Origin of the sequence: Marinibaculum pumilum (genome assembly GCF_042646425.1) — a bacterium.
Taxonomy (GTDB): Bacteria; Pseudomonadota; Alphaproteobacteria; order Ferrovibrionales; family Ferrovibrionaceae; genus Marinibaculum; species Marinibaculum pumilum.
Genome location: NZ_JBHRTR010000031.1, coordinates 51,497 through 66,357, shown reverse-complemented (window position 1 = coordinate 66,357; position 14,861 = coordinate 51,497). Strand labels below are relative to the sequence as shown.

At 70.4% G+C, this 14,861-nt stretch carries 12 protein-coding genes; 2 read left to right on the top strand and 10 right to left on the bottom strand.

What is annotated here, in order from left to right; all coding sequences use genetic code 11:
• Positions 1-35: 35 nt before the first annotated feature.
• The 4 genes from ACFOGJ_RS17770 to aspS all read right to left on the bottom strand — a co-directional run bounded on the left by ACFOGJ_RS17770 (position 36) and on the right by aspS (position 6,081).
• Positions 36-992, bottom strand: coding sequence for an alpha/beta hydrolase (locus tag ACFOGJ_RS17770; protein WP_379902986.1), 957 nt, complete (start codon positions 990-992; stop codon positions 36-38).
• 71 nt (positions 993-1,063) lie between these two features.
• Complete coding sequence (locus tag ACFOGJ_RS17765) at positions 1,064-3,613, bottom strand: xanthine dehydrogenase family protein molybdopterin-binding subunit (RefSeq protein WP_379902984.1); 2,550 nt, start codon at positions 3,611-3,613, stop codon at positions 1,064-1,066.
• Positions 3,614-3,692: 79 nt separating this feature from the next.
• Positions 3,693-4,187 carry a MarR family winged helix-turn-helix transcriptional regulator gene (locus ACFOGJ_RS17760; RefSeq protein WP_379902982.1) on the bottom strand — a complete coding sequence of 165 codons (495 nt, stop codon included), beginning with the start codon at positions 4,185-4,187 and terminating at the stop codon, positions 3,693-3,695.
• Positions 4,188-4,284: 97 nt separating this feature from the next.
• Positions 4,285-6,081, bottom strand: a complete 1,797-nt coding sequence (gene aspS / locus ACFOGJ_RS17755) for an aspartate--tRNA ligase (protein ID WP_379903676.1) — start codon at positions 6,079-6,081, stop codon at positions 4,285-4,287.
• 167 nt (positions 6,082-6,248) lie between these two features.
• On the opposite strand from aspS, the gene rnd reads away from it, so the two are divergent.
• The gene (rnd, locus tag ACFOGJ_RS17750; RefSeq protein WP_379902980.1) at positions 6,249-7,430 is read left to right on the top strand and encodes a ribonuclease D; all 1,182 of its coding nucleotides are present in this window, start codon (positions 6,249-6,251) and stop codon (positions 7,428-7,430) included.
• 31 nt (positions 7,431-7,461) lie between these two features.
• On the opposite strand, the gene ACFOGJ_RS17745 is transcribed toward rnd, so the two are convergent.
• Positions 7,462-8,655 carry a sensor histidine kinase gene (locus ACFOGJ_RS17745; protein ID WP_379902978.1) on the bottom strand — a complete coding sequence of 398 codons (1,194 nt, stop codon included), beginning with the start codon at positions 8,653-8,655 and terminating at the stop codon, positions 7,462-7,464.
• 205 nt (positions 8,656-8,860) lie between these two features.
• Here ACFOGJ_RS17745 and ACFOGJ_RS17740 point away from each other — a divergent pair, with 205 nt between their 5' ends.
• Positions 8,861-10,006 carry a serine hydrolase domain-containing protein gene (locus ACFOGJ_RS17740; RefSeq protein ID WP_379902976.1) on the top strand — a complete coding sequence of 382 codons (1,146 nt, stop codon included), beginning with the start codon at positions 8,861-8,863 and terminating at the stop codon, positions 10,004-10,006.
• Here the strand turns inward: ACFOGJ_RS17740 and ACFOGJ_RS17735 are convergent.
• The 5 genes from ACFOGJ_RS17735 to ACFOGJ_RS17715 all read right to left on the bottom strand — a co-directional run bounded on the left by ACFOGJ_RS17735 (position 9,994) and on the right by ACFOGJ_RS17715 (position 14,842).
• Positions 9,994-10,512: an SAM-dependent methyltransferase gene (locus ACFOGJ_RS17735; protein ID WP_379902974.1), complete on the bottom strand. Its 519-nt coding sequence runs from the start codon at positions 10,510-10,512 to the stop codon at positions 9,994-9,996. The two genes, ACFOGJ_RS17740 and ACFOGJ_RS17735, sit on opposite strands and share 13 nt — an antisense overlap.
• Positions 10,509-11,480 (bottom strand): DMT family transporter, encoded by a 972-nt coding sequence (locus tag ACFOGJ_RS17730; protein WP_379902972.1) that lies wholly within the window; start codon positions 11,478-11,480, stop codon positions 10,509-10,511. The genes ACFOGJ_RS17735 and ACFOGJ_RS17730 overlap by 4 nt, the downstream gene beginning before the upstream one ends.
• 22 nt (positions 11,481-11,502) lie before the next feature.
• Positions 11,503-12,396 carry an alpha/beta fold hydrolase gene (locus tag ACFOGJ_RS17725; protein ID WP_379902970.1) on the bottom strand — a complete coding sequence of 298 codons (894 nt, stop codon included), beginning with the start codon at positions 12,394-12,396 and terminating at the stop codon, positions 11,503-11,505.
• Positions 12,397-12,464: 68 nt separating this feature from the next.
• The gene (locus tag ACFOGJ_RS17720; RefSeq protein WP_379902968.1) at positions 12,465-13,568 is read right to left on the bottom strand and encodes a DMT family transporter; all 1,104 of its coding nucleotides are present in this window, start codon (positions 13,566-13,568) and stop codon (positions 12,465-12,467) included.
• 179 nt (positions 13,569-13,747) lie between these two features.
• A complete protein-coding gene (locus tag ACFOGJ_RS17715; protein ID WP_379902966.1) occupies positions 13,748-14,842 on the bottom strand; it encodes a DUF3500 domain-containing protein in 1,095 nt (364 codons plus the stop codon).
• Between the last annotated feature and the right edge of the window lie 19 nt (positions 14,843-14,861).

Genomic DNA, 14,861 nt, shown 5'->3' with positions numbered 1-14,861 from the left:
AGCCACCCCGCGGGGCTGCCTGGGCCCGGCCGCTGTCACGGCTTCAGGACGGCCCGGGCTCCTTCCGCGATAAGCCGGATCCCCGCTTCCGCCTCCGGGATCACCCGGCCCATGGTGAAGAAGCCGTGGATCTGGCCGTCGAAGCACTTGTAAGTGACCGGCACGCCGGCATCGCGCAGCCGGTCGGCATAGGCCCTGCCCTCGTCGCGCAACGGGTCGAAGCCGGCGGTGACGATGGTGGCCGGCGGCAGGCCGGCTAGGTCGTCTGCCAGGATGGGAGAGGCGCGCCAGTCGGTCCGCGGTCCGGGCCCCTGCAGGTAGTGCCCCTCGAAATAGTCCATCGCCGCCTGGGTCAGCAGATAGCCCTCGCCGAACGCCTTGCGCGACTCGTAGCCGCCGCGCATGTCGGTGGCCGGATAGATCAGACCCTGCCAGGCGATCGGCGGGCCGTTCTTCTCCCGCACCATCAGGGTCATCACGGCGGAGAGATTGCCGCCGGCACTGTCGCCGGCAACGCCGATCCGGGTGGAATCCAGGCCCTGGCCCTCCCCCGCCACGGTGAGCCATTCCAGCACCGCATAGCTGTCCTCGCCCGCTGCCGGGAAGGGATCCTCCGGCCCCATCCTGTAGTCGACCGACAGCACGGCGCAGCCGGAATGGTTGGCCAGGCCGCGGCAGACCACGTCATGGGTGTTGAGGCTGCCGATCACCCAGCCGCCGCCATGGTAGAAGACGATCACCGGCAACGCGGTGCCGTCGCTGCTGCCGGCCGGCCGGTACAGCCGCACCGGAATCTCGCCCCGCGGACCGGGCACGGTGAAGTCCCGGACCGCGGCGACCTCCGGCGGCTCCGGGGTCAGGGGGCCGCGCTGGTTCTCGTAGGTCTGCCGTGCCTCCGCCGGCGTCTGCTGGTCGATCGGCTTCGCGCCCTCGGCCTGCGCCTTCTCCACCAGGTCCAGCACAAGCTTCGCGCCCGGATCCAACGCCCCCATGATGTCCTCCCTGAAACGAACGGGGTTGAGATCCCTCATTCTACGCGGGAGGCACCGCCGGAGGCCATGGATCACTCGCCGTCGGCGCCGGCCTCCCCGTCCGCTGCGGCCTGCAGCGCGCGCCAGATGCGTTCGGGGGACAGCGGCATGTCCAGCGCCGTCACGCCATGCGCCCGCAACGCATCCAGCACGGCGTTGACGATCGCCGGCGGGGCGCCGATCGCGCCGCCCTCGCCGATGCCGCGCGCCCCCAGCGGGTTCAGCCGGCTGGGCGTCACGACATGGCCGGTCCCGAAGGCCGGCAGGTCCGCGGCACGCGGCACTGCATAATCGCCGAACGACCCGCTCAAGGGCTGCCCCTCCGGATCATGGACCATCGCCTCCATCAGCGCCTGCCCGGCGCCCTGCGCGATGCCGCCATGCACCTGGCCGGCAGCCAGCAGCGGGTTGATCACGGTGCCGCAATCCTCCGCGGCCAGATGCTCCAGCAGCCGCACCTGCCCGCTCTCCAGGTCCACGTCGACCAGGGCCAGATGGGCGCCGTTCGCCGCCGGCATGCCACGCGGATCGAAGCTCGCCACCGCTTCGAGTCCCGGCGCCATGCCGAGCGGCAGGTCGTGCCCCAGATGCGCCAGCCGCGCCACCTCTGCCATCGCAATCTCCGCGCCCGGCCCTGGCATGGTGGCCGGCGGCAGGGCCAATCCGGTCAGCCGGCGGAACACCTGCCCTTTGACCCGCCGGCCCAGTGCCGCCGCGCCGCGCCGCAGGACGGCGGCCGGCCCCGACGGAGCAATGAAGCGGCCGTCCCGGTATGCCAGGTCGCGCGGCCGGCAGCCCAGACGCCCTGCGGCGATCCGCCGGGCCCGTGCCAGCACCAGCCGCGCGGCGCGATGCACCGCCGCTCCGCCGACCGCCATGCTGCGCGAATTGTAGGTTCCGGTGCCGAACGGGATCCGCCCTGCCTCCCCCTGGACCACGGCGATGTCGGCTTCCGGCACCTGCAGCACCTGAGCCGCGATCTGCGCCAGCGCGGTGGCATGTCCCTGGCCCTGGCTGTGGGTGCCCGAGAACAGGGTGACCCGCCCGTCCGGATGCATCACCAGCCGGGCGCTCTCATGCCCGGCGCGGCGGAAGCCGACGGCGCCCTTCCCCATCGACGGCGCGGCACCGCTCAGTTCCGAATAGACCGCCAGGCCGATGCCGCGGGCATGACCGACCGGGGCCGCGGCACGGCGCGCCGCCAGGCCGGCGTCCCGCCCCATCGCCAGGACCCTGTCCATTGTGGCGGCGAAATCGCCGCCATCCAGGGCGAATCCGATCGGCAGACGCCGCGGCAGTGCCCGGGGCGGGAACATGTTGCGCCGCCGCAGTTCGACCGGATCGAGACCGAGCTCCGCGGCCAGATCGTCGACCGCTCGTTCGATCAGGTAGGTCGCCTCCGGATGGCCGGCGCCGCGATAGGGTCCGGTCGGCGTCCGGTTGCTGTAGACGCCGACCACCTCCACCGACAGGTCGTCGATGCGATAGGGGCCGCTGACGGAGAGGCCGGCATTGATCGCCGGCACCCCGGGCCCCATGCCGATCGCATAGGCGCCAAGGTCCGCGGTCAGCCGCGCCTGCAGGCCGCGGATGCGGCCGTCGCGGTCGGCGGCCAGCACCACCTCCTGCAGATGGTCGCGGCCATGGGTGGTGGCGAGGAAGCCTTCGCTGCGACTTTCCTCCCAGCGGATCGCCGTGCCGAAGCGCATCGCTGCGACGGCAGCCAGCACATCCTCCGGATAGAAGCAGAGCTTGGCACCGAAGCCGCCGCCGACATCCGGCGCGCGGAGGTCCAGCCGATGCATCGGCAGGCCGAGGCAGTCTGCCAGGGCACGGGCGTGGACATGCGGCAGCTGACTGCCCGTGACATGGGTCAGGCGCCGCGCCGCCGGATCGTAGGTCGACAACACCGCCCGCCCCTCCATCGGCGCGGGCGCCAGGCGATTGTTGCGATAGCGCCGGCGCAATTGCACCGGCGCGGCAGCGATCGCCGCAGCGGGCCGGCCGCCCTCCCGCCAGAAACGGTAGGCCAGGTTGCCCGGCGCCTCCCTGTGCAGCGCCGCGGCACCGGGTGCCAGCGCCGCCTCCTGGTCGGCCAGCACGGGATAGGGTCGGTAGCGCACCGCCATTGCTTCCGCGCCGTCCAGCGCGGCGGCGGCAGAGCGGGCAAACACCGCCGCCACCGGCTGCCCGGCATAGAGCACCCGGTCGCGCGCCAGCACCGGGTGCAGGGGGGCGGCGGTCATGCCAGGCGGGACCCAGTCGCAGGGCAGGTCGGCAATCCCCTGCCGGTCGAGATCCGCTGCGGTCAGCACGCCGACCATGCCGGGCAGGCGAAGGGCCGCCGCCGGGTCGATGCCTTCGATCGCCGCATGGGCATGCGGCGACCGCACCACCGCCATGGCGAGCGCGCCGCTGCCGGCGGCAAGGTCGGCCGTGAAGCTGCCCCTGCCGCGCAGCAGCCGCTCATCCTCGAGGCGCCGCAGCGGTGCGCCGATCCCGGCCGCCATGGCCCACTCATCGCCCGGACGGCCGGCAGGCAGGGGCGCCAGCGGCTTCATCAAGTCGCGCTCATGTCTCATCCGGACATCCTCCTTCATGAAGTGTATATACACGTCATAGCGCACAGACAGAGGGGGACAGCCGGCAGGCCGGCTTCGGTCAGGCCGGATCCATCGCCTCTGACATGCGGGCCCCTGCACGGGCGAGTCCCTGCCCCAGCGCCTGCCAGTCGGTATCGCCAAGGAGGTCGCGCAGCTCGGTCTGCGCCTGGCGCCAGAGTGGCGCTGCCCGGGCGAACAGCGCCGCGCCCTCCGCCGTCAGGGCGACGCTGCGGGCGCGTCCCGGCAGGTCGTCGCGGAGCACCACCAGACCGCGGCGCCGCAGCGGGGCCACGTTTCGGCTGAAGGTGGTGCGATCCATACCCAGCCGCTCCGCCAGGGCGCTGAAGGACAGACTGCCCCCGGCTGCGGTCACCGCCGCCAGCATGGTGAACTGGGTGATCCGCAGGCCGACCGGCCGCAGGGCGTCGTCATAGCGCCGCGTCACCAGGCGGGCGGCCTGCCGCGCACGCAGGCAGAAGCAGGCATCGGCCGCCTCCCGTGCGACATCGCCAGCATTCTCCCCGCTCCCGGCCGTTCGTTTTTCATCGCTCATATCGTGCATATACACTATATGAGCCGGAAAACAAGGCGGGGCCTGCGACCGGCAGGCCCCGCCGTGCCTTTTTTGGGCCGGGCGTTTCGCCAGAAGGTCAGCCGGGCTTCTTCGCTTCCGGCATCACGGTGCGGATGTGCAGCTCGCGCAGCTGCTTGGCATGCACCTCGCTGGGGGCCTGCATCATCAGGTCCTGCGCCTGCTGGTTCATCGGGAACAGGATCACTTCGCGGATGTTCGGCTGGTCCAGGATCAGCATGACGATGCGGTCGACGCCGGGCGCGATGCCGCCATGCGGCGGGGCGCCGTAGCGGAAGGCGTTGAGCATGCCGCCGAAGCGGGCCTCGACCTCCTCCGCGCCGTAGCCGGCGATGCGGAACGCCTCCAGCATGATGTCGGGGCGGTGGTTCCGGATCGCGCCGGAGGACAGTTCCACGCCATTGCAGACGATGTCGTACTGGTAGGCCAGGATGTCGAGCGGATCCTTGCTCTGCAGCGCCTCCAGGCCGCCCTGCGGCATCGAGAAGGGGTTGTGGCTGAACACCACCTGCTTCTCGATCTCGTCATATTCGTACATCGGAAAGTCGACGATCCAGCAGAAGCGGTAGATGCCCTGCTCGATCAGGTCCAGATCCTCGCCCACCCGGGTGCGGGCCAGGCCGGCCAGCTTCGCCGCCTTCAGCGGCTTGTCGCAGGCGAAGAACACGCCGTCGCCGTCCTTCAGGCCCGCCGCCTCGCGGATCTGCGCGATCCGGGCATCGTCCAGGTTCTTCGCGATCGGCCCCTTGCCGCCGCCATCGACCATCTGGATATAGCCCAGGCCCGGCCAGCCTTCCTGGCGCGCCCAATCGTTCATCTTGTCGAAGAAGCTGCGGGCATGGCTCGCCGCCGCGCCCGGCGCCGGGATCGCGCGCACCACCGAGCCGGCCTCGATCGCCTTGGCGAAGATGCCGAAGCCGGAACCGCGGAACGCCTCGGTCACGTCGGCGATCTCGATCGGGTTGCGCAGGTCCGGCTTGTCGGAGCCGTATTTCAGCATCGCCTCGGCAAAGGGAATGCGGGGGAACGGCCCCGGGGCGACCTCGCGGCCCTCCGCCGGTCCGAATTCCTCGAACACGCCGCGCAGCACCGGCTCCACGGCCCGGAACACGTCCTCCTGCTCCACGAAGCTCATCTCGATGTCGAGCTGGTAGAACTCGCCCGGACTGCGGTCGGCGCGGGCATCCTCGTCGCGGAAGCAGGGCGCGATCTGGAAGTAGCGGTCGAAGCCCGCCACCATGATCAGCTGCTTGAACTGCTGCGGCGCCTGCGGCAGGGCGTAGAACTTGCCCGGATGCATCCGGCTGGGCACCAGGAAGTCGCGCGCGCCTTCCGGGCTGGAGGCGGTCAGGATCGGCGTCTGGAACTCCACGAAGCCCTGGTCGACCATCCGCCTCCGCAACGAGGAGATGATCTTCGACCGCATCACGATGTTGCGGTGCAGCTGCTCCCGCCGCAGATCCAGGAAGCGGTAGCGCAGCCGGATATCTTCCGGATAGTCATGCTCGCCGAACACCGGCATCGGCAGCTCGGCGGCCGCCGACAGCACCTCCATATCCTCGATCCGGATCTCCACCTCGCCGGTCGGCAGGTTGGGGTTCACGGTTTCCGGCTCGCGCGCCACCACCCGCCCGTCGATGCGCAGCACGCTCTCCGACCGGATCGTCTCCAGCTGGCGGAAGATCTCCGCCTCGGATTCGATCACGCACTGGGTGATGCCGTAATGGTCCCGCAGGTCGACGAACAGCAGGTTGCCGTGGTCGCGCTTGCGATGCACCCAGCCGGAGATGCGGACGGAGGTGCCGACATCCGAGCTGCGCAGCGCGCCGCAGGTATGGGAGCGGAAGGGGTGCATGGTGCTGGTTTCGGTCATGACAATCGCCCGGCCGCTGGGGCCCGGGGCTCCGGCAATCGTGGGGGGAAAAGCGCGGCTGACATGCCAGCCTTGACCGGCGGAAGTCAAGCAGCCCGCCCCGCGCCCTCCCCCATGCAATATCCGCGGCCCCATGCTAAAGAGCCGGCATGCCATTGATCACAGACACCGATACGCTCGCCGCCTTCTGCGAGGGCCTGAAGGGCGCCGACTACATCACCCTGGACACCGAGTTCATGCGGGAGTCCACCTACTGGCCGCAGCTCTGCCTGGTGCAGGTCGCCGGACCGGTCGATGACGATGGCAAGGCGCCGGAGGGCAGCGGCGCCGTGATCGACCCGCTGGCGGAAGGCATCGACCTGGCGCCGCTGGACGAGCTGCTGCACGACGACAGCATGGTGAAGGTGCTGCATGCCGCCCGGCAGGACCTGGAGATCTTCTACAAGCGGTCCGGCCGGCTGCCGGCGCCGATTTTCGACAGCCAGGTCGCGGCCATGGTCTGCGGCTTCGGCGACCAGGTCGCCTACGACAAGCTGGTCGCTCAGCTGGCGGGGGCGGAGATCGACAAGTCCTCGCGTTTCACCGACTGGTCGCGACGGCCGCTGACCGACCGGCAGATCCACTATGCGCTGAGCGACGTCACCCATCTGCGGCAGGTCTTTCTGGCGCTGAAGGCGCAGCTGGAAGAGAACGGCCGCACCCCCTGGCTGGCGGAGGAGATGGGGCGCCTGACCGACCCGCGCACCTATGCGATGCAGCCGGAGGATGCCTGGCTGCGGGTGAAGACCCGCGGCGCCAAGCCCCGCGCGCTGGCGGTGCTGCGCGAGGTCGCCGCCTGGCGGGAGCGCGCCGCGCAGGAGCGCGACATCCCGCGCAACCGGCTGCTGCGCGACGAGGCGCTGCTGGACATCGCCGGCCACCCGCCGACCGACGAGGCCGGCCTGTCGCGGATCCGCGGCATGCCCAGGGGCTTCGCCCAGGGCCCGATGGGCAAGGCGCTGATGGCCGCGATCAAGCGCGGCATCGACACGCCGAAATCCGAATGGCCGATGCAGGACCGGCAGCCCCGCAAGGCGAAGCCGCCGGCCTCGATCGTGGAACTGCTGCGGGTCCTGCTGCGCGTGAAGGCGGAAGAGCACGACGTGGCGCAGCGCCTGATCGCCACCTCCGACGACCTGGAGGCGATCGCCGCCGACGACGCGGCGGAGGTCGCCGCCCTGGCAGGCTGGCGCCGCGAGATCTTCGGCGAGGATGCGCTGGCGCTGAAGGCCGGCAAGCTGGCGCTCGCCGTCGGCGGCGCCCGGCCGCGGGTGATCCCGCTGGAGGATTGAAGCTGCCGGGCTGCCCGACCCTGCATGCCGGTCAAGCGAGCGATGTCAGATCCGCAACCGGCATATCCAGGACCACGGCATGCCCTTCCGGCCCGTCCGCTTCGCTCAACTCGGCACCGAGCTGCAGCGCCAACCGCTGGATGAGGCCCGACCCCAGGCCACCTGACGGTGCCGCTGTTCCCTTGCCACGGCCATTGTCGGCGATCGTCAGCTTCAACCGTCCGCCGGCCGCTTCCCCAAGAATCCGCACGGTGCCGCCGTCCCGACCCTCGAACGCATGCTTGACTGCGTTGGTCACTGTCTCGTTCACGATGAGGGCGAGAACGATGGCCGTGTCGGAGGGCAGCATCAGCCGCGGCATCCGGACCTTCACCCGGACCGCCCTTTCCTGCGCGGCAGTGGATTCCTCCAGGGCCTCGGCCAGGGCGGTGAAATAGTCGGAAAGCTCGATGCTCTGGCAACTGTCCGACCGGCAGGCCAGATCATGGATCGTCGCAATCGACTGCACGCGCCCGGCCGCCCGCAGCAGCAGCTCGCCCGCCTCCGCGCCGGCGTTCCTGGCATCGAGACGCAATATCCCGCCGACCACCTGCAGGCTGTTCTTCACGCGATGCGACAGTTCCTGCATCAGCAACCGCTGCTCTTCCAGCGCCGCCTCCAGCCGTTCCCTCGACCAGCGCATGTGAAGCGCCATGCCGGTGAAACTGGCAAGATCGCTGAGGATCTTGGTGTGCCCCCGGTCGAAATGGCCGACCTCCTCCGACACCACCCACAATGTGCCCAGCGGCTCCGTTCCGCCCACGAACAGCGGCACAAGAAGGCACTCCGGCAGCCCGACGCCGGCCTCGACCAGCCAGGAATAGGCCCGCTCGGGCTTTTCGACCAGCACCGGCCGGCTTTCATCCAGGCAAACGCCACAAGGGCTGTAGTGGCGCGGCGTGGTGCATCCGCTGAACCGCTCCAGTTCGCCGCGCAGGTTATGCCAGCGGAAGAGGCCGGGCGCCGGTTCGGATTCGAACACGCTGATGCCGCCCGACACACTGCCGGTAGCCTCCAGGGCCAGGTCCACCAGGTGCGAAAGGACAGCTTCCGGGTCCGCCACCATGCGGGCAGCCAGGTCCTGCAGGGCCAGGTTGTCGAGAACGAAATCGGGATCGCTGGGTTCCCGGCGCGCCAGCGCCTCGGTCACGAAGACGTCGCGGGTCCTCAATCTTTCCATCTGCATGTCAGACCCTCTCCGTTGTCCGGCGGCACGCCGCCCGACTGGCGCAGCGGATACCACTCTATGGCAAATGGCTGCGGCGTGCACGTCCAGTCAGATGCGCGTGCGGGTCAGACCTGTCGTTCCGGTTGTGCCATCGCTGCAGAAGCCGGCTAGGATGGGGCCCAAGCGGCCGGCAGTGATGGCCGTGCGAAGGGGAGGAACCATCATGACCGAACTGCAGTCGGTGCTGGAACGCTGCGTGGCGCGCGGCGATGCGCCGTTCCTTGTCGCGATGACCGGCAATGCCGCCGGCACCACCTTCTCCGGCGCCGCCGGCGAGGCCGCGCCCCGCCGCCCCGCGGCCGAGGACACGGTATTCCGCATCTTTTCCATGACCAAGGCCGTCGGCTCCGTCGCGGCGATGATCATGATCGAGCGGAACAAGCTCTCGATGGACACGCCGGTGGCGGAGATCCTCCCCGCCTTCCGGGACATCAAGGTGCTGGACGGCTGGAACGGCGATGAGCCGGTGCTGCGCGCGCCGCGCACCGAATGCACGATCCGCCACCTGGCGACCCATACCTCCGGCTTCTGCTACGAGTTCTGGAACCCGGACGTGCCCCGCTGGATGGAGAAGACCGGCCATCCGACCATCGTCTCCGGCATGAAGGCATCACTGAACTATCCGCTGGCCTTCGATCCGGGCAGCCGCTGGGACTACGGCATCGGCATCGACTGGCTGGGCCAGGCGGTGGAGGCGGTTGACGGCCGCCGCATCGATGCATTTGTCACTGAGGAGATCCTGCAGCCGCTGGGCATGGCCTCCAGCGGGTTCGAATGCGAGGGCGGCATGGCCGCCCGGCTCGCCGAGCTGAAAGCGCGCGGCGAGGACGGGCAGTTCGCGCCCTTCGAGCTGGCGCCGCCGCCGCAGCCGGAATTCTACGGCATGGGCCATGCCCTCTATTCGACGGCGCCGGACTATCTGCGGTTCTGCCGCATGATCCTGCGCGGCGGCGAGTTGGACGGTGCGCGGATCCTCACGCCGGAAAGCGTCTCCACCATGTGCGCCAACCAGATCGGCGACCTGACCGTCGGCGTCATGAAGACGGCGGCACCGCCGGTCACCGCCGATGTCGACCTGTTCCCCGGCCTGAAGAAGACCCACGCCTTCGCCTTCCTGCGACTGGAGGAGGATGCCCCCGGCATGCGCTCCGCCGGCTCGCTGGCCTGGGCGGGCGTCTGCAACACCCACTATTGGATCGACCCGGCGAAGGACCTGGCGGCGGTGATCATGACCCAGTCCCTGCCCTTCGCCGAGCCGGGCTTCATGCACGCCTACGAGGACTACGAGCGGGCGGTCTACGCCGGCTGACCCGGTGCCGTTCCGCCCGGCGGCAGGTCGACGCCGGGCAGCCAGGGCTTGATGTCCAGAAGCGGCGTGCCGTCCAGGCAGTCGATGGCGTCGATATGGAGCCGGCCGGCGCCGGGCTCCAGGCCCAGGAGGGACACGACGGCCAGGGCGACCGGGTTCGGCCGCGCCGGGCTGCGCAGCGCGAAGGTGCCGACGGGCGCCGGCCGGTGAGCCGGCGCCTGCACGATCAGGTCGCGGGACGCCTGCCCCATCCAGTAGAGCAGGATCAGGTGGCGCTGGCCTTCGAGGCCCGCCAGGCCCGGCCGGAACGGCGGATCGACTTCTGCCCAGGCCGTGCCGCCCTGCCCCATCCGCTGCCGCGCCTCGCGCAGGTTCTTCGGGCAGGCATCGAGGTCGGTCCAGGGCGTGCGGATGCGGCCGATGAAGACCAGCCCGGCATCGGCCGCCATCGCGGCCGGGTCGACCGCCAGGCGGACATCGCCGGCGCGGCTCTTCGGCAGGCTCACAGCTGGTTCCGCGCCCTGGCGGCGAGATATTCCCGCCAGGTGATGAACAGGCCGGAGGCGGTGACGATCGCCGCGCCCAGCCAGGTCCAGGCGTCCGGGAAATCGCCGAAGATGACATAGCCCAGCGCGGTCGCGGTCAGCAGCTGTCCATAGCCGAACGGCGACAGCAGGGCGGCCGGCGCATAGACGAAGGCGCGGGTGACGAAATAGTGGGCGAAGCCGCCGATGAAGCCGGTCGCCGCGAACAGCAGGATGTGCCACCAGGCCTGGATCGGCGCCCAGTCGACGACGAACAGGGCGGCGATGCCGGTGATCACCACCGCCACCGTCGCGGTGAAGACGATCGAGGTTTCCGGCGGGTCGTGCGCGGCGAGCTTGCGGCTGAGGATCTGGTACAGCGAATAGGCGGTGGCGCTGCAGAACGAGGACCCCGCCGCCAGGTAGGGGGAGACCGCGCCGGCATCGGCCTGCGGGCCCGCGCCCCAGGGCTGCACGATGATCACCGCACCGGTGAAGCCCAGCACCACCGCCGACCAGCGGTAGATGCCGACCTTTTCCCCCAGCAGCGGCATCGACAGGGCGGTGACGATCAGCGGGGTGGTGAAGCCGATGGTAACCGCCGTGGTCAGCGGCAGCGCGGTCAGCGCGAAGAAATAGCAGCCGGTCGAGGTCAGCAGCAGCAGCGAGCGCGCGAGCTGCATCCCCGGCCGCGACGGCACGTACAGCCGCCAGCCGTAGCGCGGCGTGAAGGCCGCGGCGGTGAACAGGAAGTGGCTGACATAGCGCAGGCAGACGATCATCAGGACCGGGTAGAAGCCGGTCAGATATTTCACCGAGGCGTTCATCAGCGGGAAGCTCAGCACGCCCAGCAGCATGAAGCCGATGCCGACGGCGAAGCGGTCCTGCAGCCGGCTGGCCGGCGCGACCGGCCCGATCGCGCCGACGGGCGGGCCGTCCGGCGCGCTCATCCCTGCGGGACCGGCGGTCGCTTCACGGCTGCGCCGCGATATAGTCGCGGATGATCCGGCGCACCTGGTCCGGCTCCTCCTGCATCACCCAGTGGCTCGCCTGCGGCAGGCGATGGACGGTGAGGTCGGGAACATACTCCTCCAGCCCCTCCAGCAGGTGCGGCAGCAGGGCATGATCCTGTTCCCCCCAGATCACCAGGGTGGGCACCCGGACCGTCGTGTCAGGCATCGGCGGCAGGGCTGCGGCGGGATCGGCCTCTTCCGGCTTCGGCACCGGCATGCGGGTGGCGCGATACCAGTTCAGCCCGCCGGTCAGGGCGCCGGGCTGCGACCAGGCGGCGAGGTAGGCGTCGCGGTCGGCATCGCTCATCTGCCCGGCCTCGTGATGACGGCGGAAGGTGAAGTCCCACATCCAGGCATAATTGTCGGCCGACAGCTTCGCCTCCGCCTCCGGCGACCGGAACAGGCGCATGTACTGGCTGGCCTCGGTCTGCGGCCGGTGCCGCAGCAGGTCGCGCAGGAAGGTCGCCGGATGGGTGGCGTTGATGATCACCAGCCTGTCCAGCCGCTCCGGATGGGCGATGGCATAGGCCCAGGCGACCGCCCCGCCCCAGTCATGCGCCACCAGGGTGAAGCGCTCCGCGCCGAAGCCGCGGCGCAGCCCGTCGATATCGCCGACCAGCTTCTTCGGCGCATAGGCGGCGACATCCGCCGGCTTGTCGGAGAGGTTGTAGCCGCGCATGTCCGGCGCCACGACCAGATGGTCGCGGCCGAACTCCTCCAGCAGCGGCTGCCACATGTGCCAGTATTCCGGGAAGCCGTGCACGCACAGCATCAGCGGCTGCCCCGCGTCGCCGCTGCGCGCGTAATGCAGCTTCACCTCGTCCAGTTGCAGAAAGCCGTGACCGATATCCATGGCCATGGTCTTAGCGCAGGCGCCGGCGCAGCGACAGTGCCGCGTGCATGTCCGGTCCGCCGGCCGTGTCAGAGCGCCAGCGCCGCGGCCTGGCGGCGGGCGATCGACAGGCGGTATTCCCGCCAGGTGATGAACATGCCGCTGGCAACGATGATCGCCGCGCCGATCCAGGTGTAGATGTCCGGGAAGTTGCCGAAGATGAAATAGCCCAGCAGGGTCGCCCCCAGCAGCTGCGCATAGTCGAACGGCGACAGCACCGATGCCGGGGCGTAGACCAGCGCCCGGGTGACGAAATAATGCCCGAAGCCGCCGAACAGCCCGGTCGCGGCGAAGACCAGGACATGCCACCACTCCACCATCGGCACCCAGTCGATCTGGAAGATGCCGACGATGCCGGTGACGATGACCGCCACCACGGCGGTCACGCAGATCGAGGTCTCCGGCGGGTCGTGGGCGGCCAGCTTGCGCCCGGCGATCTGGTAGAAGGCATAGCAGAGCGCGCTGCCGAAGGCCGACAGCGCCGCCAGGTAGGAGGCCGGCCCGCCGGCATCGCCCTGTGGCCCGCCGGCCCAGGGCTGCACCACGATCACCGCGCCCAGGAAACCCACCGCCACCGCGCTCCAGCGCTGGATGCCGACCTTTTCCCCCAGCAGCGGCACCGACAGGGCGGTGATCAGCAGCGGCCCGGTGAAGGCGATGGTCGAGGCGGTGGTGAGCGGCAGGGTGGTGACGGCGTTGAAGAAGCAGGCGGTCGCGCCCAGCAGCAGCAGCGACCGGGCCAGTTGCAGGACCGGACGGGAGGGCCAGAACAGCCGCCAGCCGTAGCGCGGGAAGAAGGCGATGCTGGTATAGACCATGTGCGTGAAGTAGCGGATGCAGATGATCATCAGCAGCGGATAGAAGGCGGTGAGGAACTTCACCGACGCGTTCAGCAGCGGAAAGGTCATCGCCGCCAGCACCACCAGCGCGATCCCCAGCACCACCCGGTCCTGCCGCCGGTCCGTCGGGCCGGCCGCCGGCATGTCCGATGCCTGCAGGTCGGCCTCCGCAGCACCGGCCGCGCCGCCGTGAAAGCCGCCGGTCTTCATGACGGCCGGACCGTAAGGGACGCCGTTGCCGCCGCCGGCAGCAGGGCGAAAGGTGAAGGCATGGTGGCGTTCCGCTTCAGGCACCGCAGGGCCGGACCGCCGCAGGACGGCCGGCCGGATGGCGGACGGCCGGCATCCGCGCCGGCCGGCATTGCCGCTCTTCTATCCCGGCGGCACGGCGCTGAACAGCGCCGGAACGGTAGGTCTGCATTGCCTGCATGGCCGAGCTCGTTGCGCGGCCGCCTCATGCATGCCGCCGTCCGCTAGTGCCGGTCCCCGGCATAATGGCCGGCCAGCAGGTCGCCGCCGAAATCATGGCCCGGCCGGTGCCAGACCGAATGCACATGGTTGGCATCGTTCTGGCTGTTGTCGAACTCGATGACCGCTGTCGGTCCGTGCAGCCTGAAGTAATGCGGCCGGCCGGGCTGCAATGCCCCGGCCCAGGCGAAATGCAGCCGCGCCAGGCCAGCATCGCGCATCGCCGCCCGCTGCGCCGCCGCGATCTCCGGCCGCATCGCAGCCAGGTAGCTGTCGACCAGGGCCAGCATGAGGCCCTGCTGCGTCTCCGACAGGCGGTCGAAGGCGAGGCCGGCAGGCGCCTTCAGGCTGTCCTCCCGCCCCGGCCCGGTGAGGATGTCGCCGAAGGTCCGCGGCTGCAGCAGCACCATGTCGCGCTGCGCCGCGGTCAGGCTGCCGGCCAGATCCCAGGCGATGTCCTGCTCCGCCCCCAGGGCACGCAGCCCGGCATGGCTGTGCCCCGCCGGCACGGTGGCCGGATTGGCGCCGAAGAAGGCCGGCGTGACCGCGATCGCCGGCGGATCGCCGGTTGTCCGATCGCCGGGGACCAGGGTGACATTGAGGGACAGGTGATGCCCTTCGAACCGCCAGCCCCAGGGCATGCGCTGCTGCGGCGCGCCGAAGACCACCAGGGCATAGTTCTCCGGATTGCGGAAGGAGACATTGCCGGTGATCGCCGCCAGCGCCGCCTCGGTGCGGATGACGTCGCGGGTGCGCTCCAGGCCGGTCGCGCTCAGCACCGTGCCCAGCAGGTCCCAGAGCGCGGTGCGGGCGGTGGCCGGCATCTCCTCCAGGGTGACGCCGGGCCGGCGCCGCGGCGTGTAGTGCCAGTCGCGCCTGCCGTCATCGTCAAACGGCAGCAACGCCTTCCGGGCCTGGCCGTCCGGCAGCAGGGCGAGAAACGCGCGCGCACGCTCCGTCACGGCCACCGCGCTGTCCGCGGCGATCGCAACGGCCCCGCCCGCGCCCGGGCGCATGACGGCGCCCGCACCGGCGCCCAGCAGGGCCCCGGCGCCGAGGCGCAGCGCCTGCCGCCGGTCGTGACCGTGCCGCCGCCCCATCTGGCCGCCGCCCCATCTG

What these genes read in the sequence shown, in the direction of transcription:
- ACFOGJ_RS17765 (WP_379902984.1), bottom strand. Translation starts at nt 3,613, where the DNA reads ATGAGACATGAGCGCGACTTGATGAAGCCGCTGGCGCCCCTGCCTGCC.
- ACFOGJ_RS17760 (WP_379902982.1), bottom strand. Translation starts at nt 4,187, where the DNA reads ATGAGCGATGAAAAACGAACGGCCGGGAGCGGGGAGAATGCTGGCGAT.
- ACFOGJ_RS17745 (WP_379902978.1), bottom strand. Translation starts at nt 8,655, where the DNA reads ATGCAGATGGAAAGATTGAGGACCCGCGACGTCTTCGTGACCGAGGCG.
- ACFOGJ_RS17740 (WP_379902976.1), top strand. Translation starts at nt 8,861, where the DNA reads ATGACCGAACTGCAGTCGGTGCTGGAACGCTGCGTGGCGCGCGGCGAT.
- rnd (WP_379902980.1), top strand. Translation starts at nt 6,249, where the DNA reads ATGCCATTGATCACAGACACCGATACGCTCGCCGCCTTCTGCGAGGGC.
- ACFOGJ_RS17725 (WP_379902970.1), bottom strand. Translation starts at nt 12,396, where the DNA reads ATGGATATCGGTCACGGCTTTCTGCAACTGGACGAGGTGAAGCTGCAT.
- aspS (WP_379903676.1), bottom strand. Translation starts at nt 6,081, where the DNA reads ATGCACCCCTTCCGCTCCCATACCTGCGGCGCGCTGCGCAGCTCGGAT.
- ACFOGJ_RS17770 (WP_379902986.1), bottom strand. Translation starts at nt 992, where the DNA reads ATGGGGGCGTTGGATCCGGGCGCGAAGCTTGTGCTGGACCTGGTGGAG.
- ACFOGJ_RS17715 (WP_379902966.1), bottom strand. Translation starts at nt 14,842, where the DNA reads ATGGGGCGGCGGCACGGTCACGACCGGCGGCAGGCGCTGCGCCTCGGC.
- ACFOGJ_RS17730 (WP_379902972.1), bottom strand. Translation starts at nt 11,480, where the DNA reads ATGAGCGCGCCGGACGGCCCGCCCGTCGGCGCGATCGGGCCGGTCGCG.